Raw genomic sequence first — 21,553 nt, 5'->3', positions numbered from 1 at the left:
AACGGTGGCTCGCTGAGCGAGCCACCGTTGGGGCCCCTCGCAGGCGTGGGCCCAACGTTTCTTGCAGCCGTGGGTCGCTAGCGACCTACGGCTTGGGCCCCTCGCAGGCGTGGGCCCAACGTACCTCGCAGCGGTGGCTCGCAGGCGTGGGCCCAACGTTTCTTTCAATCCGTCGGTCGCTGAGCGACCCGCCTCTTCACTACTTCAATTTTTCCAGGAAAGGTGAGTGTCGAACAGTGTCTGCTTCCACCGCCGTAAAGAAATCCGGCCCCTCCGCCGGGGCCACCGCACGGAGAGCGCGCAAGCCTCGCCGTGCCGGCTGGTGGCTACCCTATGCGTTGCTGGCCCCCGCCGTCATCTTTGAACTCGTCATCCACATTGTTCCCATGATTACTGGCATTTGGATGAGCTTCCTCAAGCTCACCAAGATGTACATCTCCAACTGGGGCAACGCCCCGTTTATCGGCACAAAGAACTACCAGGTAGCCCTGGACTTCAATTCGGCCGTCGGCATGGGCCTGCTGAAATCCTTCGGAATCACAGTGGCCTTCACCATTTTGGTGGTGGGCCTTTCATGGTTCCTCGGTATGGCCGCGGCCGTGGCGCTACAAAAGGTTTTCCCGGGACGGGCAGTGTTCCGCACACTGTTCCTGATCCCGTACGCTTTGCCCATGTATGCCGGCGTCATCGCCTGGAAGTTCATCTTGCAGAAAGACAACGGGGCCCTCAGCCACCTTTTGTTCGACAACTTAGGACTCCCGGGAGACAAGCCCTTCTGGCTGATCGGCGATAACGCCTTCGCCGCCGTCGTCATTGTTGCCATCTGGCGGCTCTGGCCCTTCGCCTTCTTGATGCTGATGGCCGGACTCCAATCCGTCCCCACGGACATCTACGAGGCTGCCTCGGTTGACGGCGCCAAACCGCTGCGTCAGTGGTGGGCCATCACCTTGCCCCTGCTGCGCCCAGTCAATATGTCACTGGTACTGGTGATGTTCCTCTGGACCTTCAACGATTTCAACACACCCTTTGTCCTGTTCGGCGGCTCGCAGCCGCCCGCCGGTGATCTGATCTCTTTCCACATTTACAACGCCTCATTCCTCACGTGGAACTTCGGCTCAGGTGCCGCCATGTCGGTACTGCTCCTGCTCTTCCTCTCGGTTGTCAGCGGAATCTACGTGCTCCTAATGAACCGGAGGAAAGATAATGCATGACACAACCGGTACCAAGGTCTTTAGAGTCATTACGATTACAGCTCTGAGTATCTTCACCATCATCCCCATTTACGTCATGGTGATCTCTGGGCTGAAGCCGCTGAAGGATGTCCAAGGCGCATTCACGTGGTGGCCCGAAACGTTGACCATCCAGCCCTACATCGACATGTGGAAAACAGTCCCGCTGGCCAACTACTTCATGAACTCCGTCATCGTCTCAGTTGCCGCCACGTTGCTCTCGCTCGTCATTGCCATCTTCGCCGCCTACGCCGTTTCGCGTTACACATTCCGCGGCCGGTCATTGTTCTCCGGCGCAGTGCTCTCCACACAGATGCTGCCAGGGGTGCTGTTCCTGCTCCCGCTGTTCTTGATCTTCGTGAACATCAACACCAACTTCGGTGTCCAGTTGGTGGGAACCCGTGCCGGCCTGATTATCACCTACCTGACGTTCTCTCTGCCGTTCTCCATCTGGATGCTCGCTGGCTACTTCAACGGCATCCCTCGTGAACTCGACGAGGCCGCCACGGTAGATGGCTGCGGCCCCATGCGAACCCTGTTCACCATCATCTTGCCCACAGCACGTCCGGGCTTGGTGGCTGTAGCCATCTACAGCTTCATGACCAGCTGGGGTGAAGTCTTGTTCGCCTCGGTCATGACCACCGACGCGAACCGCACCCTCGCCGTCGGCCTCCAGCTCTACTCGACCCAGACCAACGTCTACTGGAACCAGATCATGGCCGCCTCAGTGGTGGTCTCAATTCCCATCGTGATCGGCTTCTTGCTCCTGCAAAAGAACTTTGTGGCTGGATTGACCGCAGGTGCCGTCAAATAGCCACCGGGCCAAGGCACTGCCGGGCCAACCGCCAGCCAACCCAGCCACAAGGGCCAGCACAGCGCTCGGGATCCTCATGGTATTCCACCTGCTTCGGGCCCGCCTGCTCGGAAGGCCGGAGAGCCTAGATGGCGCAGCCGTCCGGGCCGCAGGCCTGCGCGTCTTCTCCACCGGTGGCCGAAACCATGGTCAGCGGGTTGGCTTCCTGCCAAGCCTGCTCCAGAGCCTGGCCGAACACCTCGGAAGGCTGAGCGCCGGAGATGCCGTACTTCCGGTCGATGACGAAGAACGGAACACCCTGGACGCCAATCGCGCGGCCCTCGGCAATGTCGTTGCGGACGGCGTCGGCGTACTGCGAACTCTCCAGAGCATCATTGATTTCGACGGCGGACAGCCCCGCCTTGGTGCCGATCGCAACGAGGGCTTCTCGGTTGCCAATATCCACGCCGTGCTCAAAGTGGGCTGAGAGCAGGGCTTCCTTGACGGCGTCGCCCAATCCGTGGGACTTGGCCAGGTGGAGCAGCTCGTGGGCGCGGAAACTATTGGCGACCACCACGTTCTCGAACTTAAAGTCCAGCCCCACTCCCTGGGCAGCCTGCGTGACGTGGCCCAGCATGCCCAGCAATTGTCCGCGGTCCATGCCCTTGCGCTCCACTAGGTACTCCAGCTCGGTGCCGTCGTAGTGCTCGGGAAGGGTGGGATCCAGCTGAAAACTCTTCCACGTCACTTCCACGGAATCCTTGTGGGCAAAGCCGCTCAGAGCGGTTTCAAAACGGCGCTTGCCGATGTAGCACCAGGGGCAGGCCACATCGGACCAGATCTCAATCTTCATACTGTGGCTAACATGCCCCGTTCGGCGCTTATTCCCCGCCCGCCCCACCCCGTAAACGCCCCGTTAAACGCCGAACGTACAATTGATGCCTGTGGGAACAGGGCATCAACTGTACGTTCGGTGATGGTAATGACACTCTCGCCGAGACCCGGATCTCGGGTGTGCAGTGGCGTCGCGTTCGGCGAGAGCTGTCAAACTTAGGCCGCGATCAACTGCTGTTCGGGCACTTCGGCGTGCGCGTGCAGGTAGTTGGCGTAGGCGGAGGTAGTCAGGAAGGCCGGGAACTCTTCGCCCATGGCTACATCGGTGAAGATTTCCAGTGCGTCATCGAACCGGTCCTTATCAAATCGGGGGAGCCGTGAGAACTCCTCGTCGAGCATTTCCTTGACCCAGTCATAGGTGATGAGTTCGCCTGTGTCCGTGATGGCCTGGCTGTGGATCCACTGCCAGATCTGGGAACGGGAGATTTCCGCGGTGGCGGCGTCCTCCATGAGGTTGTTCAAGGCCACAGCACCATGGCCGCGCAGCCAGGACTCGATGTACTGGATACCCACCCAGATGTTGTCACGAATGCCCTGCTCGGTGATCTTGCCTTCCGTGCCGGCCACGTTCAGCAGTGCACGGTCATCGAGGAGAACATCCTCACGGGTGCGAATAATCTGGTTCGGGTTCCAGCCAAGCACCTCGTCAAAGACCTCCATGGCTACGGGAACCAGGTCAGGGTGGGCCACCCAGGAACCGTCAAAGCCGTCGTTGGCTTCCCGGGTCTTGTCTGCACGGACCTTCTCCATGGCATTGGCGTTGGCCTCCGGATCACGACGGTTGGGCACAAAGGCTGCCATGCCGCCGATCGCCATAGCGCCACGGGTGTGGCAGGCGCGGACCAGTTGTTCGGTGTAGGCGCGCATGAAGGGTGCGGTCATGGTGATCTGGTTGCGGTCCGGAAGCACAAAGCGCGGGCCGCGGGTGCGGAAGTTCTTGATGACTGAGAACAGGTAGTCCCACCGGCCGGCGTTCAGGCCAGCGGCGTGGTCGCGGAGCTCGTAGAGGATCTCCTCCATCTCGAACGCGGCCGTAATGGTCTCGATCAGCACCGTGGCACGGATGGTGCCCTGGGGGATGCCGAGCAGGTCCTGCGCCTGGATGAAGATGTCATTCCAGAGACGGGCCTCCTGGTGATTTTCAATCTTCGGCAGGTAAAAGTACGGTCCCTTGCCCTGAGCGATCAGCCTCCGGGCATTGTGGAAGAAATACAGGCCAAAGTCGACGATGCCGCCTGCCATGGGCTTGGAATTGATCAGCAGGTGCTTCTCCGGCAAGTGCCAGCCGCGGGGACGGACCACAATAGTGGGGAGTTCCTCCGCCGGCGCCAGCTTGTATTCTTTGCCTTCGGGGCTGGTGAAGTCGATGCGGCGCTCCAGTGCGTCAATCAAGTTCAGCTGGCCGCGGATCACATTGCCCCAGGTGGGTGTGGAGGAGTCTTCCATATCAGCCAGCCAGACCTTCGCCCCGGAGTTCAGCGCATTGATGGTCATCTTGCGGTCAACAGGGCCGGTGATTTCCACGCGGCGATCCTCCAAACCCGGGGCAGGGGGAGCAACGCGCCAGCGGGGATCTTCCCGGATGGCGGACGTTTCGCGCAGGTAGCGCGGATCAGTGCCACTGAGGATCTGGGAGCGGCGCGTGCGGCGGGCTGCCAGCAATTCGGTGCGCCGCGCCGTCGTGGTGCGGTTTAGTGCAGCAATGAAATCCAGTGCCTCAGGAGTCAGGATTTCTTCCTGGCGGTAGATGGGCGGTGCGGTCATGGTGATGCCGTTGAACGTGATTCCGTTCAGGCTGTTCGTTGAGTTCATGGGGCTTGCTCCAAGTCTGAAAGTGCCGGTGACGGGACTGCGAGCCGCCTCTTGTTGCAACGTGAGTCTCAACAAGAGGCGGCCAGCGGTCCCACCCAGCGGGAGGGAGTTGTTAGTGGAACTGCTCGGCTTCTGTGGAGCCTGCCAAAGCGAGGGTGCCGCTGTTCGGGTTCAGGGCGGTCGCCACCGCATCGAAGTAGCCTGTGCCCACTTCGCGCTGGTGTTTGGTTGCGGTGTAGCCGCGGGATTCGGAGTCGAATTCTCGCTCCTGCAGTTCGACGTAGGAACTCATGCCGTTACGGGCGTAGCCATGGGCAAGATCAAACATCGAGTAGTTCAGGGAGTGGAAACCAGCCAAGGTGATGAACTGGAAGGTGTATCCCATAGCGCCAAGCTCCCGTTGGAACTTAGCGATAGTTGCGTCATCCAAATGCTTTTTCCAGTTGAATGACGGTGAGCAGTTGTAGGCAAGCATCTGGTCCGGGAATTCGGACTTGACCCCTTCAGCAAACTTCTTTGCATGCTCAAGGTCAGGTGTTCCGGTCTCCATCCAGATGAGGTCTGAGTGAGGGGCGTAGGCGCGGGCCCTGGCAATGGAGGGCTCGATCCCGTTGCGGACGTGGTAGAAACCTTCCGCCGTGCGCTCGCCGGTGAGAAAGGGGCGATCGCGCTCATCTACATCCGAGGTGATCAAGGTGGCGGCCTCGGCGTCGGTGCGGGCAATAATTACCGAGGGGACGCCGGCGACGTCGGCCGCGAGCCTTGCCGCGTTCAACGTGCGGACATGCTGGGCCGTGGGGATCAACACCTTACCGCCCAAGTGCCCGCACTTCTTCTCGCTGGCAAGCTGATCTTCCCAGTGCACACCGGCCGCACCGGAGGTGATCATGGACTTCATGAGTTCGTAGGCGTTGAGGGGGCCACCAAAGCCGGCCTCGGCATCGGCCACAATCGGCACCAGCCAGTCCTCAACGCTCTGGATTCCTTCTGAGAACTCAATCTGGTCTGAACGCAGGAGCGCATTGTTGATGCGGCGAACTACCTTGGGCACCGAATCTACCGGGTACAGCGACTGGTCCGGGTAGGTGTTGCCGTTGGAGTTGGCATCCGCGGCAACCTGCCAGCCGGACAGGTAAATGGCTTTCAAGCCGGCCTTGACCTGCTGAACCGCCTGGTTGCCGGTGAGGGCGCCCAGTGCGTTGGTGTAGCCGCCAGGTGCGGCGTTTGTCAGTTGGTCCCACAGCTTCTCGGAGCCGCGGCGGGCCAGGGTGTGTTCCTCCTGGACCCGGCCACGGAGCTTGATGACATCCCCGGCACTGAAGGAGCGTTCCACGCCATTCCAGCGGGGGTTTGCAGCCCACTCGAGCTCGAGGGCTGCAGCTGCCTCGGTGCGGTTCTGCTCCGGCGTGGTTGCGGGTTCAAATGCTGCGCTCATGATGGAAAGCTCCTTGTTATTGTGGATCTCGACAAGCTCGATCACCGGGGTGGGTGAGCTAGTTGAAGCTGCGTTCTTCTTCGTGATTTCTACTATTCAGCGCTTTTCAAGGGGTTACTAGAGGTAATTGAAGAGAAGAAACGCGTTTCTTCGCGTATTGTCAAGAAATGACGAATGTGGGATGGAACACAGGTGAGGCATCTGCCCGGCGCGGTAAGAAAGCTGCTGCGCAGGGAGAATTGGACATCATTTCCTTAGGGCGCCGGGTGCGGCACCTGCGCAAGACCCAGGGGATGACCCTGGATGATCTCGGGGTGAAAGTGGGGGCCGCGCCGTCGCAGCTTTCCTTGATTGAAAACGGCAAACGGGAGCCCAAACTGGGGCTGCTGCAGGCGCTGTCCGGGGCGCTCGGCGTAGGGCTTGATCAGCTGTTGGGCAACGAGCCGCCCAGCCGGCGCGCGGCACTGGAAATTGAGCTGGAACGGGCGCAGCGCGGGCCGCTGTACCAATCGCTGGGGCTGCCCACAGTCCGCGTCAGCTCACGGCTTTCCACCGAAGTCCTTGAATCTTTAGTGGGTTTGCAACACGAGTTGGAACGGCGGCTGGATGAACAGTCCGCTACGCCGGAGGAGGCCCGCCGGGCGAACAACGAACTACGCCAGGAAATGCGTGAACGCAACAACTACTATCCGGAGATTGAACGCCAGGCCCAGGATCTACTGGCGGCGGTGGGGCATGACCGTGGGCCACTGTCCCACCACGTTGCTGCGGACGTGGCCGAACACCTCGGATTTGACCTGCATTATGTGGGGGATCTGCCGCATTCCACCCGGTCTGTGACGGATTTGAAGAATCGCCGAATTTATCTCACTCACGGGCAGCGCTCCGACCACGATCCGCGTTCGGTACTGCTGCAAGCGCTGGGTCACTACGTGCTGGGGCACCAGACCCCCCGCGACTACGCTGACTTCCTGCGCCAACGCGTGTACACCAACTACTTTGCGGCTTCCTTGCTCATGCCGGAGCGGGCCACAGTGGACTTCCTCAAGACAGCCAAGATGGCGAAGGAGCTTGCCATTGAGGACATCCGTGACGCCTTCGCCGTCTCCTATGAAACGGCCGCGCACCGCTTCACCAACCTGGCCACCGAGCACCTGGGCATCACCACACACTTTCAGAAGGTGCATGAGTCAGGGATCATCCACAAAGCCTACGAGAACGACGGCGTGAACTTCCCTGCCGATCACACCGGCGCCATCGAAGGCCAGGCCGTGTGCCGGTACTGGACCTCCCGGGCCGTCTTTGAAGTGCCGGATAAGTTCCGTGCGTTCAACCAATACACGGACACGGCCGTTGGGACGTACTGGTGCACTGCCCGCACTGAACGCCATTCCTCGGGAGAGTATTCGCTCAGTATTGGGGTACCTTATGAGCACGTTAAATGGTTCCGGGGCCGGGACACCACGGAGCGTTCAGCATCCCGCTGCCCGGATCCTGACTGCTGCCGGCGCCCACCCACCGAGCTTTCGGCCCAGTGGGCAGGGCATGCCTGGCCCTCAACCCGCGCCAACTCGCACCTTTTGGCGGCTATGCCCCAGGGCGCCTTCCCCGGAGTGGACGAGACAGAGGTGTACAGGTTCTTGGCAGCGCACGAAGGCCGGTAAAAGAGGCCGCAGGTCATGGCCGGGTCATGGCGTGAAACGTTCCCCGGTTTTTCCCTAGCGTTCACGCGAGCACAGGGGTGAAGTCAACTCCTGCAACTTAGCGTGGAAGGGCCAACCGCATCCGAAGAGCTAAGGAACGTCCATGACTACACGCCACATCCCCGTTGTGCTGAGTGCCGCAGGTGCCGCCGGGAACAATGAAGACGTGATCGCAGACAACGTTTTGTGTTGTCAATGACATGTTCCGGGCACTGTTGACTCCAGCGGACATTGTCACGAATGCGCCGCGAAGACCTTGATGCCTACGTCCGCGAAGGGCTTGGCGCCATGGAGCGGTTGGATGTGGAGTTTGAAGACCTCTTCGAGTCCGAAGACGTCACGGGCTTGAATGCCGCGTGGTTGCGCGCCCAGCCGGGGCTCTTGGTATTGGAGGAGACGAAGGTGACAGCCCCTATTGCCGAGCGGGTTTCTTGGCGCTCTGCCATGGCTCTACGGCAGGACGCCACAGGCTCCATGCCGTAAAGTCAACGGATGAGCGAACTCAAATGGACTGCAACCGCCCCCGCAAAAAGCGCATGGCAGGCGATGCCTTTTGCCCCCGGCCTTTATAAGTACTACCTGAGCGGAGGCCTGCCCAAGGACATGAATTGGCCGGCGGAGCTGACCCCGCTCAAACGCGGTGACCTGCTCTACGTGGGCAAGGCCACGAACCTCAAGGGCAGGGCAAAACACCACGATATTCAAACGTCAAAATCCACTTTCCGCCGTTCCCTGGCGGCATTGCTGGGACTTCAGGCCCAGTGGCATGGACGCTCCGCACACCCGCGCCTGACCGATGTAGATGAAGAAGTGTTGAGCGTCTGGATGACGCAAAACCTGAGCGTGCAGTTTTGCGTACTCCCGGACGCTGCACCCCTTGCCGATCTTGAGGAAGCAATGCGCGCCGAGCTTTGCCCGCCGCTGAACCGTGACGGGCGCACACCCGAGCAGGTGCACGTTTCGGAAGTTGCTGCAGCCGCGCATGGCAAGGCCCTCCGCGAGAAGGGCTGAGCAACTGAAGGCTGCTCAACGAGAGAGTGGGGCAGCCGTGGGGTGAAGGTGCAGAAACCCGGGCCGCCGCACAATAGCGGTTTCCAGCTTTCCCTTGACCGTTGCCGCATTCCACAGCATGCTGGCAATAGCTACCGCCGAGTAGGCGCGATGGCAACGGAAAAAGAGGATCCCATGGCATTAGATGGCACGCACTCAACCCCGAACCCGGCCCAGCGATTTCTTGGCAAGAATGTCATCGTCACCGGCGCCAGCCGGGGGATAGGGCTGGCCATTGCCCGGAGGCTGGTGGAGGAGGGGGCCCGCGTCCTCATCACGGCCAGGCGTCAGGATGCGTTGGATGAGGCAGTTGCCAGCCTCGGTGCGAACGCCCTCGCCGTGGCCGGGCACGCCGATGACCCGGAGCACCGCGCAGAGGTGCTGGACACAGCCGAACATCACTTTGGCGGGCTGGATGTGCTGGTCAACAACGCCGGCATCAACCCCGTCTACGGGCCTCTGGAAACCGCGGAGCTGGACGCGGGGCGCAAAATTTTTGAGGTTAACGTGTGGGGCACCCTCGCCTGGACGCAGGCCGTGCTGGCGCATCCCGGGCTCAAGTTCAAGGTGCGGCGCGGGACCGTGGTGAACGTGTCCTCCATCAGCGCCAACGTTCCCGCCCCCGGCCTGGGCCTGTATGGGGTGAGCAAGGCCGCCGTTTCACACCTGACCCGCACACTATCCATGGAACTGGCACCGGAAATCCGGGTTAATGCCGTGGCGCCGGCCGTGGTAAAAACCCGTTTTGCGGGTGCGCTCTATGAGGGGCGTGAAGCGGCAGTGGCGGCCTCCTACCCGCTGGGCCGGTTGGGCGAGCCTAGCGACGTTGCCTCCGCCGTGGCCTTTCTCGCCTCCTGCGACGCAAGCTGGGTGACGGGACAGGTCCTGATTCTTGATGGCGGTTTGGGCAATGCGGGAGGGTTGGGCTGATCATGAACAGTACACCACCAGAGGGGCAATACCCGGAGGCCGTGGAAAATCTCCGGGCACGCACGCGTCAATTCATCCGTGAAACGGTGATCCCTGCCGAACCCCGGCCGGGGCAGGCACTAAACGTTTCGGTGCGCCGTGACTTAGCGGCTGCTGCCCGGGCGGCCCGGGTGTTCGCCCCGCACGTACCGGTGGAATTCGGTGGGCAGGGACTGGCCGTGGAGCACTGGTCACCGGTGTTTCAGGAAGCCGGCTACTCACCTATCGGTCCGGCGGTGCTTAACGCCATGGCACCGGATGAGGGCAATATGCACATGTTGAACCTGATCGGCACAGCGGAGCAGAAACGGCGTTTCCTAGCCCCGCTGGCCGCCGGAGACATCAGCTCCTGCTTTGCCATGACGGAGCCACACCCCGGCGCCGGGTCCGATCCCGCAGCACTAGCCACCACGGCTGTGCGGGACGGCAACGGCTGGCGGATCAACGGGCACAAGCGCTTCACCAGTGGTGCTACGCTCGCCGGGTTCGCCATTGTCATGGCGCGCACGGACGCAGACGCAGCTGACGGTGCGCACGGGGCCAGCACAGGTGCCTCAATGTTCCTGGTGCCCATGGACACTCCCGGCGTACGGCTTGGCGCCCCCATCCACACCATGGACACCTACCTCCCTGGCGGGCATTCCCATCTCCACTTTGAGGACGTTCTAGTCCCGGACTCCGGTGTCCTCGGGGAAGCGGGCCTTGGCTTCCAATACGCCCAGGTGCGGTTGGGCCCTGCCCGGCTGACCCACTGCATGCGTTGGCTGGGCTTGGCCCGGCGGGCCATGGACATCATGCTTGACCGCGCCAATACCAGAGAGATATTCGGTGCGCACCTTGCCCAGCTGGGCATTGCGCAGGACATGATTGCGCAGTCCGTGATGGACATTGAGACCTCTGACGCCATCATCGCCAAGTGTGCGCGCCTGCTTGCCGTAGATGCGAAGGCGGGTTCGGCACTCTCCTCAGTGGCCAAAATGCACTGCTCCGAGGCGGTGTACCGGGTCATGGACAGGGCGGTGCAGTTGTGCGGCGGAGACGGCGTCTCTGACGGGTTGCCACTGATGCAGTACCTCAATGAAGTCCGCCCGTTCCGGATCTATGACGGCTCCACGGAAACTCATAAATGGGCCATTGCACGCCGTGCTGCCGCTGAGCGGCGCCGTGCCGTTGCCGGCGGAGAACCGTTCCAGGGCACGGCTGTCAGCCACGAGGGAGAACGCTAATGGGGGTCCCGATGGACATTGTGCAAACCATTGAAGATGCGGCAAGGGCGCAGTCACCGCCACTGCTGATCCTTGACCGGGTGGCGGAATTCCTTGATGCCTGCCACCTCGGGACAGGGCCAGTCCACGCCCGCCGTATTGGCGAGGGGCAATCCAACGTGACGTTCAGGATTAAACGGCGCGGGGCGCACGTGGTGCTTCGCCGGGGACCTCGCCCACCCTTGCCGCCCTCTACCCATGACATGGTCCGGGAGGCACGCATCCAATCGCTGCTAGCGCCGCTGGGCATTCCGGTGCCGAAAATTCTGGCTACATGTGCCGATGCCAACGTGCTGGGAGTGCCGTTCTACATCATGAAATTCGTTGACGGGGAGGTGGTCACAGACGCCGTGCCGGCGCACCTGGATACGCTGGCGCAGCGCCGGGCTACGAGCGAAGCGGCAGCAGACATGCTGGTAAAGCTGCATTCCGTGGACGCTACTAGTGGTCCGCGGGCAGAGATTGGGCGCCCCGAGGGCTACCTGAAACGTCAGGTGGCGCGGTTTGCGGGGTTGTGGGACTTAGTGGCAACACGTGAACTTCCCGAAGTGGCGCAGCTGGCCCGGTGGTTGGAGGGGAACCGTCCAGAGACCCAGCGCCATGCCGTGATCCACGGGGACTACCGGCTGGGAAATCTGATGTTTGCCAGGCAGGGTCCCGCCCAGGTGAAAGCGGTGCTGGACTGGGAAATGGCCACCGTGGGTGATCCATTGGCTGATCTGGGGTACCTCAGTGCCACGTACTCGCAGGCAGGCTCCACTGCCACCTTGCTGGAACTTTCGCCCGTGACGGCTCTGCCGGGATACCTGGACCGTGCGGGCATGGCGGCACGGTACAACGCGCATTTTAATCTGGACCTTTCCGCATTGCCCTGGTATGAGGCGCTGGCGCTGTGGAAGGCAGCCATTTTCAGTGAGGCCATTTACACGCGATGGAAGAACGGGGAACGGGCAGATGGTGAGAGGTTCGGCGCCGCGCTCGAGGCGGGAGTGCCGGAGCTGTTGGCGGCCGCGGCCGCCCACGCCGCCCGGCTGCCGTAACGCTGCTTTGCCGCGGCTGAGGATCTGCTCCATACCGGACTGCCGCCACGGGTGCGCCAAAGCCCCTTGATTGGACTGCCCCAGGGGCACATGATGAAGGTGCGGGCGCCACACAGGCAGGGAGGAAGTACATGCAATTCCACCAGCACGGTTACGTGTCCGGGGACCCACGCGTCAAGGCCGCGGAAGGGACGGGTATTGGCCGTCCGGCGGAACTGCCGGATGAGATGGACGTGCTCATTGTGGGCTCGGGACCTGCCGGCATGATCACTGCGGCCGCACTTGGTGCATTCCCGTTCATCAACACCCGGATTGTGGAGCGACGCGGCGGGCGCCTGGAGATTGGCCAGGCGGACGGTATCCAAGCCCGCAGCGTGGAGACGTTTCAGGCGTTTGGCTTCGCCGAGCGCATCATCACCGAGGCGTACCGGATTACTGCCACAGTGTTTTGGAAACCTGACCCGGCTGATCACACCCGCATTGCCCGGGCGGCCCGCGCCCCGGATGACACCACGGGGATCAGCGAATTCCCGCACCTTATTGTCAACCAGGCGCGCGTGCTGGACTACTTTGCTGAGGTCATGGCCAACTCCCCGGCGCGCATCCGCCCCGACTACGGCTGGGAGTTGCGCACCCTGAAAATCGAGGACCATGGAGACTTTCCTGTCGCTGTGACGCTGGTGGGTACCCATGGTGCGCAAACCGGATTAGAACGTGTGGTCCGGGCGAAGTACGTGGTGGGTGCGGACGGGGCGCACAGTGCCGTGCGCGAATCCATTGGGGCAAAGCACAGCAGCATCCACGCGAACCACGCATGGGGTGTCATGGATGTTCTGGCCGTCACTGATTTCCCGGACATTCGCGCCAAATGCGCCATCCAGTCCGGTGATGGCGGGAACATCCTGCTCATTCCGCGCGAGGGCGGCTCCCTGTTCCGCATGTACGTTGACCTCGGTGAGGTGCCAGAAGACGGTTCGCACACCGTGCGCAGCACCAGCATCGAAACGATCATCGCCAAGGCCAACAAGATCCTGCACCCCTACACACTGGATGTGCGCAGCGTGGCCTGGACCAGCGTTTACGAGGTGGGGCACCGCCTGACTGACAGGTTCGACGACGTCCCACTGGAGTTGCTCGGCACTCGCCTTCCGCGCGTGTTCATCACAGGGGATGCCTGCCATACGCACAGTGCCAAGGCGGGCCAGGGCATGAACGTCTCCATGCAGGACGGCTTCAACCTTGCGTGGAAGATTGCGCATGTGTTGGCCGGGCGCAGCCCGGCGTCGCTGCTGGCCACGTATTCGGCCGAGCGCCAGGTCATTGCCAAGAACCTCATTGACTTCGATTTGGAATGGTCCAAGCTGATGGCCATGCGGCCCGAGGACATGGCGGATGCCACCGAGTTGGAGGACTTTTATGTGCGCACCTTCGAGTTCCCGGCAGGCTTCATGACCCAGTACCAGCCCTCCATGATCACCGCACCAGCAACGCATCAGGAACTGGCCACGGGTTTTCCCCTCGGCAAGCGCTTTAAGTCTGCGCCAGTGGTTAGGGTTGCGGATGCAAACCCGGTGCAGTTGGGTCACCACCACCGGGCCGATGGGCGGTGGCGCATCTACGCCTTCGCCGATGAACCCGCCATTGGCGAGCAGTCAGCCCTGTCGGAGTGGGCACACTGGCTCTCTCACAATCCTGAGTCGCCGCTGCTCAAGTACACGCCACCGGAGGGGGACTCCGATGCCGTGTTTGATGTAAAACTTATTACCCAGCAGGACTTTGAGGGTGTGGAGCTGGGCCAAGTTCCGGAAGTGTTCATGCCACGCACCGGCCCTTTTGGGCTCATTGACTACGAACTGGTCTATGCCACGGACCCGTCACGCGACATTTTCGAAGCCCGCGGGATCAGCCGCTCCGGCGCCGTCGTAGTGGTCCGCCCGGACCAGTACGTGGCGAACGTGCTGCCGTTGAGCGACACGGCAGGGCTGGCAGCATTTTTCGCCCCCATCATGCTGGCGCACGGTTAACTGTGCTCACCCGCGTTTGCGCGGGTTGCCTGCTGGGCCAGTTCTACTGCAGTCTTGCTCATTTCCTCCATGAGCTTCAGCTCGTCGAACATACCTCCCACTGCACTGTCGTCACTGTGTGCGGTGATACGGGTTTCGCCGCGGATTTCATCGATCCTGAAATGGATCTCAGGCCTGACTTTCATATAGCGGGCGGCGTCCTCGTGCTGCCAAGTCCCGCCAGCCCAATCTTTACTGATCTTGAGCCAGAGGTCCTGGCCTGCCGTTGTTGCAATCAACCCCGGCTGGTGGAACGCCTCGGTCAGTGAGACCCAGGCGGCTTCGCCGGAGAGCGAGCTGGTCCACTGTTCCTCGCGTGGGAAGCGGGCGGTCATGGGTCTGAAGCTCAAAAGAATCCACAACGCCACCATATTGGGCCACAGGGCTGTGGTGATGAGTGCATCTGGGCCCGCCGAGAATCCGAAGATGACTGCGGCCGTTCCCACCAAACCAAAAGCGGCCAATCCAATGAGGCGCCACCGGCCGGTAATCAGTTCCAAGGCTCCTGCCTTGCGCCAACCACTGCAAAGATAGACGCCGGCGCCCAGCGTAAACAGCGCCTGGAGACCGTAGATAACCGCGAGTGGAATTGCGCTCCAGAGATTGAGCCCGGACAAGTAGATCATGACCATCGACAAGAACGACAAAGCAATGATGGCCAAGCCAGCAGTTGCCCTGATCTTTTTGTCCCGTCCCGAAGGGTGCATGGATACATGTCAGCACGGTACGCCGAGCTTGTCCATGAAAGCCAGGAAACCCAAGAAGGCAGAGTCAGCATAAGCCCTATCTTTTGTTGGCACGGCACAACGATGATGGTATGGCAGGGCAAAACAGCGTCTGGTGGGGAGGAACAGGATGAGCGGACTTGACGATCTCTTGGCCGAGTCCAATGAACGGTGGCAGTGGGCCATGAAGAGGGCCGACGGCGTCGAAGACGTTTGCCTGGGGCGCGCCGTCAGAAGCTACTACTTGCGGTATTTCCCTGTTGGTTTCCTTGCCTTGCTGGTTCTCGGAATCGGTGGCGGGATCTTGCTTTTCGGAACTACTGCGGCCGATTGGGCGAACTATCTGAGCGTGGGGCTTCTACTGTCCACGTTGGGTGCGTTCGTGGGCGGATTGATCTACAACGCTAAGAAGGTGGCACCCTCCGTTCGGCTCAACACCCTAGATGTATTGTTTCGGTTGGCAGAGAGCGAACGCAAGAACATCACTGCGCAGATTACCGGGAAGGCACCTCTGGAGCGGGAGCACTTACCGGTGGTCCGGGCTGCTGGGGTTCAACGCCTCAAGGGCTTGGCCACACAACTGATCATCATGCCGGCCTACCCGTTGATGTTCGCCTCCCAAACGCTCAACTGGGCGGGACGGGACGAGATGTTCGTATGGATAGGGGTGGTGGCCTCCGGCGTAGGGATAATCGGGATTGCTTTGCTATTTCGTGATTTTAGGCGCACAGCCCGTTTTCTGGAGGCGACCGCAAAAGGATGAGCCGTGCACCCGATGAGCTCACAGCAAGGGGCGGCCTACGCGTTTCGGAATGAACGCTGAGGCCAGACCCTCGCTGCCCCTGGCCAGAAGGGTGACATCGGCGCCCACCAGGATGAAGTCCACCCCGGCGTCGATGTAGTACTGGGCAGTGGCCGGAGCAAATGCGTTCACACCCACCGGCTTTCCGGCTGCCTTCGCCGCGGCAATGCACTGCTCCACGGCCGCCATCACCGTGGGATGTTCCTGCGCTCCCAGCAATCCCATGGAGGCGGCGAGATCGGCCGGTCCCACGAAGATGGCGTCCACCCCGTCCACAGCCAGGATCCCAGCCACGTTCTCCACGGCCTGGGCCGATTCAATTTGTACCATGAGGCTCACGGTATCCCCGGCGCGTTGAACATAGTCAGGGATGCGGTTCCAGCGCGAGGACCGGGCCAAGGCCGAGCCCACCCCGCGTACCCCGCGCGGAGGATAGTGGACCGCAGCCACGGCGGCCTCGGCATCGGCCACGGTGTGGACCATCGGGATCAGCAGCGACTGCGCACCCAAGTCCAAATACTGCTTAATGATTACGGTGTCGTTGACCGGCGGGCGCACCACGGCCGTGACCGGGTAGCCGTGCACCGCCTGCAACTGGGCCAGGATTCCCTCGAGCCCGTTGGGGCTGTGCTCGCCGTCGATCACTACGGCGTCTAGCCCGGCCCCGGCACAAATCTCCGCCACTAGGGCGCTGCCGGAACACACCCACATGCCCACCAGCGGCCTGCTGGTGGCGGCGAGCGCGTCCTTTAGTGAAGGATCGGGGCTGATTCGAAGCGGCATGTGACTCTCCCTAGCATTCCGAAATCGGCATGGATGGTATCGCCGGCGGCAACCCAGAGTGGGCGGGTGAAGGAGCCTGCCAGGATCAGTTCCCCGGCCCTGAGTGACTCGCCGTGGACGGCCAGCTTGTTGGCCAGCCAGGCCACGCCCCGCCCAGGGTGGCCCAGCACGCCGGCGGCAACACCCGTCTCCTCCACCACCTCGTTGCGGAGCAGGATGGCGGATACCCACGGCAGATCAATGGCGTCCGGTTTCACCGGGTTGCCGCCCACCACTACGGCACCGAGGGCGGCGTTGTCACTGATGGTGTCAACTATGGTGCGCCACTCCATCTCTACCCGGGAATCGAGAATTTCCAGGGCTGGGGTGACGTAGTCGGTGGCACGCAGAACATCGATCAGGGTGATGCCAGGGCCAACAAGATCTTCCTTGAGTAAGAAGGCGAGTTCCACTTCCACCCTGGGGTGGGTGAACTGCTGCCAGGGAAGCGTACGCCCCGTTTCTAGGATGGCGTCTTCAAAGATGATGCCGTAATCGGGTTCACTAATACCGGTGGCCTGCTGCATGGCGCGGGAAGTCAACCCAATTTTGTGCCCGGCCACAACCCTTCCGGCAGCCTCACCGCGCTGACGCCACAGCTTTTGCACCCGGTAGGCGTCCTCCACGCTCATGCCGGGATAGCGAACGCTCAGCAGGGGGACCGGCACCCGAGTCCGTGCCGCCTCCGCGAGTTCGTCGGCAATCTCGGTAAGCGTTGCGTCGTCAAGCATGAGCTGTCTCCTTCTCGCTCGCGGCGCAGTCCCGGCAGGGGCATGTTCCGCGCCGGAGTGGCTTCGGGCACCCGCGAAGCGGGCGGCAAGAACTTGCCCCTGCCGGGCCAAGAGGATGCCGGTGAGTACGGTTCACAGCTGCTCTCCCAGCTTGAAGCCCCGGCCGCTGTCGTCGCGGGTGTAGGAAAAACCGTCGGCACCAACCGCGATGCTTTGTTCGGATGCTCCGGCCAGTATGTGCAGCGGCCGGGGTTGGCCTGCCAAATCCAGAACCGGGGAGGCCTCTGTATACCAGGACGGGACTACCGGGTTGCCCCACCAATCGCGGCGCTGGTTGTCATGGACATCCCAGCTAACCACCGGATTGTCCGGATCTCCCGTGTAGTAGTCCTGCGTGTAAATCTCCACGCGGTGTCCGTCAGGGTCAAGGATGTACAGGTAAAAAGCGTTGGAGACCCCGTGCCGGCCGGGTCCGCGCTCAATCCGCGCGGAGATGCGCAGGGCGCCCATTTTGTCGCAGATGTGCAAGATGTTGTGCTTCTCATGCGTTGCGAAGGCGATGTGGTGCAGGCGTGGCCCGGCACCGCCTGTCAGAGCGATATCATGCACGGTCTGGGTCCGGTGCATCCAGACCGCATAGGTGGTGCCGGCCGAGTCCCGGATGTCTTCGGAGACCCGAAAACCCAGCCCTTCTAAGTAATCCCGGCCGCGGGCAACCTCGGCCGTGACAAGGTTGACGTGGTCCAGGCGAACCAGTTCCCCGGCCGAGGCAAGGTCATAGCGCCGGGTCAGCCGCTGCACGTGTGCGGCCTCGTAGAAGAACTCGTAGGGGAACCCCAAAGGGTCCTCCACCCGGACGGAGTCACCAATCCCGGCAACGAAGCCCTCCCGCCGCCGCTCGGTGCGGCAGCCCAGCGCCGTGTAATACGCCTGAGCAGCATCGACGTCCGCCGGCGTCCTGACCCTGAACGCTGCAACAGCCAGGGCGGGCACGGGGCCAAGACGCAGCACCAGGTTGTGGTGGATGAACTCCTCCAGAGTGCGCAGGTACAGGGCGCCCGGCTCCTCACGGGTGATATGCAGGCCCAGGAGGTCAACATAGAAGGCTCGGGAGGCGCCAAGATCGGTGACAACAAGTTCCACATAGGCGCAGCGGACAATATCCGGGGCAGGGGTTTGCGGGTCGGCAGCGCTCATGGCAAGGCTCCGAACTTCGGGGTGTCCACGCTGCCCAAGGTGATGTGCACAGCTTGCTGGTCCGTATAGAAGTCAAGGGAGCGGAAGCCGCCCTCGTGCCCTAGCCCGGAGGCTTTCACACCGCCGAAAGGGGTGCGTAGATCCCGCACATTGTGGCTGTTCAGCCACACCATCCCCGCTTCCAGGGCTTGGGCGAAGGTGTGGGCGCGCCTAAGATTGTTCGTCCACACATAGGCGGCCAAACCATACTTGACGCCATTGGCCAAAGCCAGCGCCCCGGCGTCGTCCTCGAAGGGGGTGATGGCAACCACGGGGCCGAAGATCTCCTCCTGGAAAATCCGCGATTCGGGGCCAACATCGGCAAACACGGTGGGTGCCACATAGTTTCCGGTGTCCAGGCCCGCGGGGCGCCCACCACCGGCCAGCAGCCGGCCCTCGGACTTGCCAATTTCCACATAGTTCATGACCTTGGCGTAGTGCTCCGGGTGCACCAGCGCCCCCACCTCGGTGGCAGGGTTGTGAGGATCGCCCACCACAATGTTCCGGGCGCGGGCAGCAAACTTCTCACAGAACTCGTCATAAATGGGCCGCTCCACCAAGATCCGCGAACCTGCCGTGCAGCGCTCGCCGTTGAGGGAGAACACACCGAAAAGGGCGGAATCGATCGCGGCGTCCAGGTCTGCATCGGCAAAGACCACGCACGGGCTTTTGCCGCCCAATTCCATGGAGAGCCCCTTCAGATTTGTGGCTGCGTTGCGGAAGATGGTCTGACCCGTGGTGGTCTCGCCGGTGAAGGAGATCAGTGGCACGCCAGGGTGTTTCACCAGCGCGTCCCCAGCCTCCTCGCCCAGACCGTTGACCAGGTTGAACACGCCCTGAGGCAGGCCCGCTTCCTCGAAGATACCGGCCCACAACGACGCTGACAGAGGCGTGAATTCGGCGGGTTTGAGCACCACCGTGCAGCCAGCGGCAAGCGCGGGCGCCAGCTTCCAGGATTCCAGCATGAACGGCGTATTCCAGGGCGTGATGAGCCCGGCAACCCCGACCGGTTTACGGTTGACGTAGTTGAGTTGCGCACCGGGGACCTTCATGGCATCGTCCAACTGGGCCACCACCAGATCCGCGAAGAAACGGAAGTTTTCCGCCGCGCGCCGGGCCTGGCCGCGAGCCTGGGTGATGGGCAGGCCGGTGTCGAAGGTTTCCAGCTCGGCCAGCCTTGTTTCGCTGTCCTCGATGGCGTCTGCCACCTTGTTCAGGATCCGGGCCCGCTCCCGGGCCTTCATATGCGGCCACGGTCCCTCACGGAAGGCACGCGTTGCGGCTGTCACGGCCAGCGCAATATCAGCTTTCTGTCCGGCGGCGGCGGTGGCGTAGTTTGCGTTGGTCACCGGATCCAGCACAGGGAATCTCTCCCCGCCCACCGAGTCCACGGATTGGCCGTCAATGTAGTGCCGGATGTGGGCGGGCAGGCCGTCCGGGATGAAATGGCCGCTCATCCTAGGCCGCCTTTCTGCTCGCTGTGGCTGGACTCCCACTCCGTGAACGTGGCCCGCCACGTGGCGTTCATGGGGAACAGGCCTTGAATGCCGTGGCCCTGAGCCACCATTTCGGCAATGAACTTCTCTTCATGTTCCTGGGCGATGGCAGCGTCCGCTACTTCTTGCGCCAACGACGCCGGGATGACCAGCACGCCGGTGTCATCGCCTACAATGATGTCCCCCGGCTGGACGGTGGCCCCGCCGCAGGAGATGGTCAGGTCCGTGTCCCACGGGACGTGGCGGCGGCCCAGGACGGCCGGGTGGGTGCCGTGATGAAAGACGGGAATGTCCAGGGCGGCGATCTCGGTGAGGTCCCGGACTCCGCCATCGGTCACTATGGCCGCCGCGCCCCTGACCTGGGCGCGCAGGGCCAGAAGATCCCCCAGTGTCCCCGCGGTGGGGTCCCCGCGGGCCTCCATGACCAGGATCTCCCCGTCATTGAGCGAGTCAATGGCGCGTTTTTGGGCGTTGAAGCCGCCGCCGTGAGCTGCGAATAAGTCCTCGCGAAAGGGCACAAAGCGTAAGGTTCGGGCCGTTCCGGCGATCCTCAGCCCGGCTTTGGTGCAGGACAAGCCCTCAATATGGATGTTGTTAAAGCCGCGTTTGCGCAGTTGGGAGCTGAGGGTGGCCGTGCCAACACTTATCAGTTTCTGCTGAAGTTCAGCACTGAGAGCTGTGGAAGGGGAAGTGGAAGCCAGCCCGGCGGCTTCAGCAGAACCCCACGCGTCCACCCTGTCAGCATCGCTGATGCGGGGTACAGCGTCATAGCCGGTCCACTCCCCGGAGCCCTGCACCACTGACGTGCGCAGCCGGCCGGTAGATAAGCCGGTAGATGGACCCGTTCCGGGGGAGTCGAGCTGAACCTCAAGGACATCTCCGGGTACGGCCACAGAGGATCCGGCAGGGGTTCCTGTGAGGATGACATCCCCGGGTTCCAGGGTCATGAGCTGGGATAAATCGGCCACGATCTGGCTGAAAGAGAAGAGCAGGCCAGCGGTGGTGTCATCCTGGACCAGTTCCCCATTAAGCCACGTGCGCAGCCGCAGGGCATGGGGATCGAGCCCGGCGGCGGGAATGAGGCCCGGACCCAGCGGTGTGAAACCATCGCCGGACTTGGACCGGACGTTGGAACCCTTGTCCGCATATTTGAGGTCATACACGCCAAGATCGTTCGCGGCGGTGACGTGCCCAATGTGGGACCAGGCTTCTGCGGGGCTGACCCGCCGTGCTGCCTTGGCGATGACGAGCGCGATTTCGCCTTCGTAGGCCAGTAATTCACAGCCCACCGGCCGCTCCACCACCGAACCGCTGAGGCTCAGTGAGGAAGGGGCCTTGAGGAAATATGACGGATGTGAGGGGATCCGCCCGCGCTGTTCTGCCCGGGACTTGTAGGCAAGGTGGACGGCGATAACCTTGCGGACCGTGCTGAGCAGCTCTGCCGAGACCTGTTCCACGAAACACCCCAATTACAAAAAAGCCGTTGAC

19 protein-coding genes are annotated in these 21,553 nt (G+C 62.1%); 10 read left to right on the top strand and 9 right to left on the bottom strand.

Going from position 1 to position 21,553, the window contains the following annotated elements; all coding sequences use genetic code 11:
* The first annotated feature begins 236 nt into the window (after positions 1–236).
* Positions 237–1,211 carry a carbohydrate ABC transporter permease gene (locus CVS29_RS04220; RefSeq protein ID WP_110105096.1) on the top strand — a complete coding sequence of 325 codons (975 nt, stop codon included), beginning with the start codon at positions 237–239 and terminating at the stop codon, positions 1,209–1,211.
* A complete protein-coding gene (locus tag CVS29_RS04215; protein WP_110105095.1) occupies positions 1,204–2,043 on the top strand; it encodes a carbohydrate ABC transporter permease in 840 nt (279 codons plus the stop codon). Before CVS29_RS04220 ends, CVS29_RS04215 begins: the two co-directional genes overlap by 8 nt.
* 124 nt (positions 2,044–2,167) lie before the next feature.
* Here the strand turns inward: CVS29_RS04215 and CVS29_RS04210 are convergent, their stop codons facing one another.
* From CVS29_RS04210 to aceA, 3 genes are all read right to left on the bottom strand, one after another.
* Positions 2,168–2,875: a DsbA family oxidoreductase gene (locus CVS29_RS04210; RefSeq protein WP_110105094.1), complete on the bottom strand. Its 708-nt coding sequence runs from the start codon at positions 2,873–2,875 to the stop codon at positions 2,168–2,170.
* Between the two features lie 197 nt (positions 2,876–3,072).
* Positions 3,073–4,728, bottom strand: a complete 1,656-nt coding sequence (gene aceB / locus CVS29_RS04205) for a malate synthase A (RefSeq protein WP_110105093.1) — start codon at positions 4,726–4,728, stop codon at positions 3,073–3,075.
* A 112-nt stretch (positions 4,729–4,840) separates the two neighbouring features.
* A complete protein-coding gene (gene aceA / locus CVS29_RS04200) occupies positions 4,841–6,163 on the bottom strand; it encodes an isocitrate lyase (RefSeq protein ID WP_110105336.1) in 1,323 nt (440 codons plus the stop codon).
* A 167-nt stretch (positions 6,164–6,330) separates the two neighbouring features.
* Between aceA and CVS29_RS04195 the strand changes: the two genes are divergently transcribed.
* From CVS29_RS04195 to CVS29_RS04165, 7 genes are all read left to right on the top strand, one after another.
* Positions 6,331–7,827 carry a helix-turn-helix transcriptional regulator gene (locus CVS29_RS04195; RefSeq protein WP_110105092.1) on the top strand — a complete coding sequence of 499 codons (1,497 nt, stop codon included), beginning with the start codon at positions 6,331–6,333 and terminating at the stop codon, positions 7,825–7,827.
* Positions 7,828–8,106: 279 nt separating this feature from the next.
* Positions 8,107–8,349, top strand: coding sequence for a hypothetical protein (locus tag CVS29_RS04190; protein ID WP_110105091.1), 243 nt, complete (start codon positions 8,107–8,109; stop codon positions 8,347–8,349).
* A 9-nt stretch (positions 8,350–8,358) separates the two neighbouring features.
* Complete coding sequence (locus CVS29_RS04185) at positions 8,359–8,877, top strand: GIY-YIG nuclease family protein (protein ID WP_110105090.1); 519 nt, start codon at positions 8,359–8,361, stop codon at positions 8,875–8,877.
* A gap of 150 nt (positions 8,878–9,027) precedes the next feature.
* Positions 9,028–9,846: an SDR family oxidoreductase gene (locus CVS29_RS04180; protein WP_373366668.1), complete on the top strand. Its 819-nt coding sequence runs from the start codon at positions 9,028–9,030 to the stop codon at positions 9,844–9,846.
* A 2-nt stretch (positions 9,847–9,848) separates the two neighbouring features.
* A complete protein-coding gene (locus CVS29_RS04175; protein WP_110105089.1) occupies positions 9,849–11,111 on the top strand; it encodes an acyl-CoA dehydrogenase family protein in 1,263 nt (420 codons plus the stop codon).
* Positions 11,111–12,190 carry a phosphotransferase family protein gene (locus tag CVS29_RS04170; RefSeq protein WP_110105088.1) on the top strand — a complete coding sequence of 360 codons (1,080 nt, stop codon included), beginning with the start codon at positions 11,111–11,113 and terminating at the stop codon, positions 12,188–12,190. Before CVS29_RS04175 ends, CVS29_RS04170 begins: the two co-directional genes overlap by 1 nt.
* 131 nt (positions 12,191–12,321) lie before the next feature.
* Positions 12,322–14,214 (top strand): FAD-binding monooxygenase, encoded by a 1,893-nt coding sequence (locus CVS29_RS04165; RefSeq protein ID WP_110105087.1) that lies wholly within the window; start codon positions 12,322–12,324, stop codon positions 14,212–14,214.
* On the opposite strand, the gene CVS29_RS04160 is transcribed toward CVS29_RS04165, so the two are convergent.
* A complete protein-coding gene (locus CVS29_RS04160) occupies positions 14,211–14,960 on the bottom strand; it encodes a hypothetical protein (RefSeq protein ID WP_110105086.1) in 750 nt (249 codons plus the stop codon). The genes CVS29_RS04165 and CVS29_RS04160 overlap by 4 nt on opposite strands.
* Positions 14,961–15,108: 148 nt before the next feature.
* On the opposite strand from CVS29_RS04160, the gene CVS29_RS04155 reads away from it, so the two are divergent.
* A complete protein-coding gene (locus tag CVS29_RS04155) occupies positions 15,109–15,741 on the top strand; it encodes a hypothetical protein (protein WP_110105085.1) in 633 nt (210 codons plus the stop codon).
* Between the two features lie 18 nt (positions 15,742–15,759).
* Here the strand turns inward: CVS29_RS04155 and CVS29_RS04150 are convergent, their stop codons facing one another.
* From CVS29_RS04150 to CVS29_RS04130, 5 genes are all read right to left on the bottom strand, one after another.
* Complete coding sequence (locus tag CVS29_RS04150) at positions 15,760–16,563, bottom strand: HpcH/HpaI aldolase family protein (RefSeq protein ID WP_179442318.1); 804 nt, start codon at positions 16,561–16,563, stop codon at positions 15,760–15,762.
* Positions 16,530–17,333 carry a 2-oxo-hept-4-ene-1,7-dioate hydratase gene (hpaH, locus tag CVS29_RS04145; protein ID WP_110105083.1) on the bottom strand — a complete coding sequence of 268 codons (804 nt, stop codon included), beginning with the start codon at positions 17,331–17,333 and terminating at the stop codon, positions 16,530–16,532. Before hpaH ends, CVS29_RS04150 begins: the two co-directional genes overlap by 34 nt.
* Before the next feature lie 132 nt (positions 17,334–17,465).
* On the bottom strand, positions 17,466–18,530 hold the full coding sequence (gene hpaD / locus CVS29_RS04140) for a 3,4-dihydroxyphenylacetate 2,3-dioxygenase (protein WP_110105082.1): 1,065 nt from the start codon (positions 18,528–18,530) through the stop codon (positions 17,466–17,468).
* Positions 18,527–20,026, bottom strand: a complete 1,500-nt coding sequence (gene hpaE / locus CVS29_RS04135; RefSeq protein WP_110105081.1) for a 5-carboxymethyl-2-hydroxymuconate semialdehyde dehydrogenase — start codon at positions 20,024–20,026, stop codon at positions 18,527–18,529. Before hpaE ends, hpaD begins: the two co-directional genes overlap by 4 nt.
* Complete coding sequence (locus CVS29_RS04130; RefSeq protein ID WP_110105080.1) at positions 20,023–21,522, bottom strand: fumarylacetoacetate hydrolase family protein; 1,500 nt, start codon at positions 21,520–21,522, stop codon at positions 20,023–20,025. Before CVS29_RS04130 ends, hpaE begins: the two co-directional genes overlap by 4 nt.
* Positions 21,523–21,553 lie beyond the last annotated feature (31 nt).

The sequence above is a fragment of the Arthrobacter psychrochitiniphilus genome (genome assembly GCF_003185915.1).
Lineage (GTDB): Bacteria > Actinomycetota > Actinomycetes > Actinomycetales > Micrococcaceae > Specibacter > Specibacter psychrochitiniphilus.
This window is presented reverse-complemented; position numbering and strand designations above follow the sequence as displayed.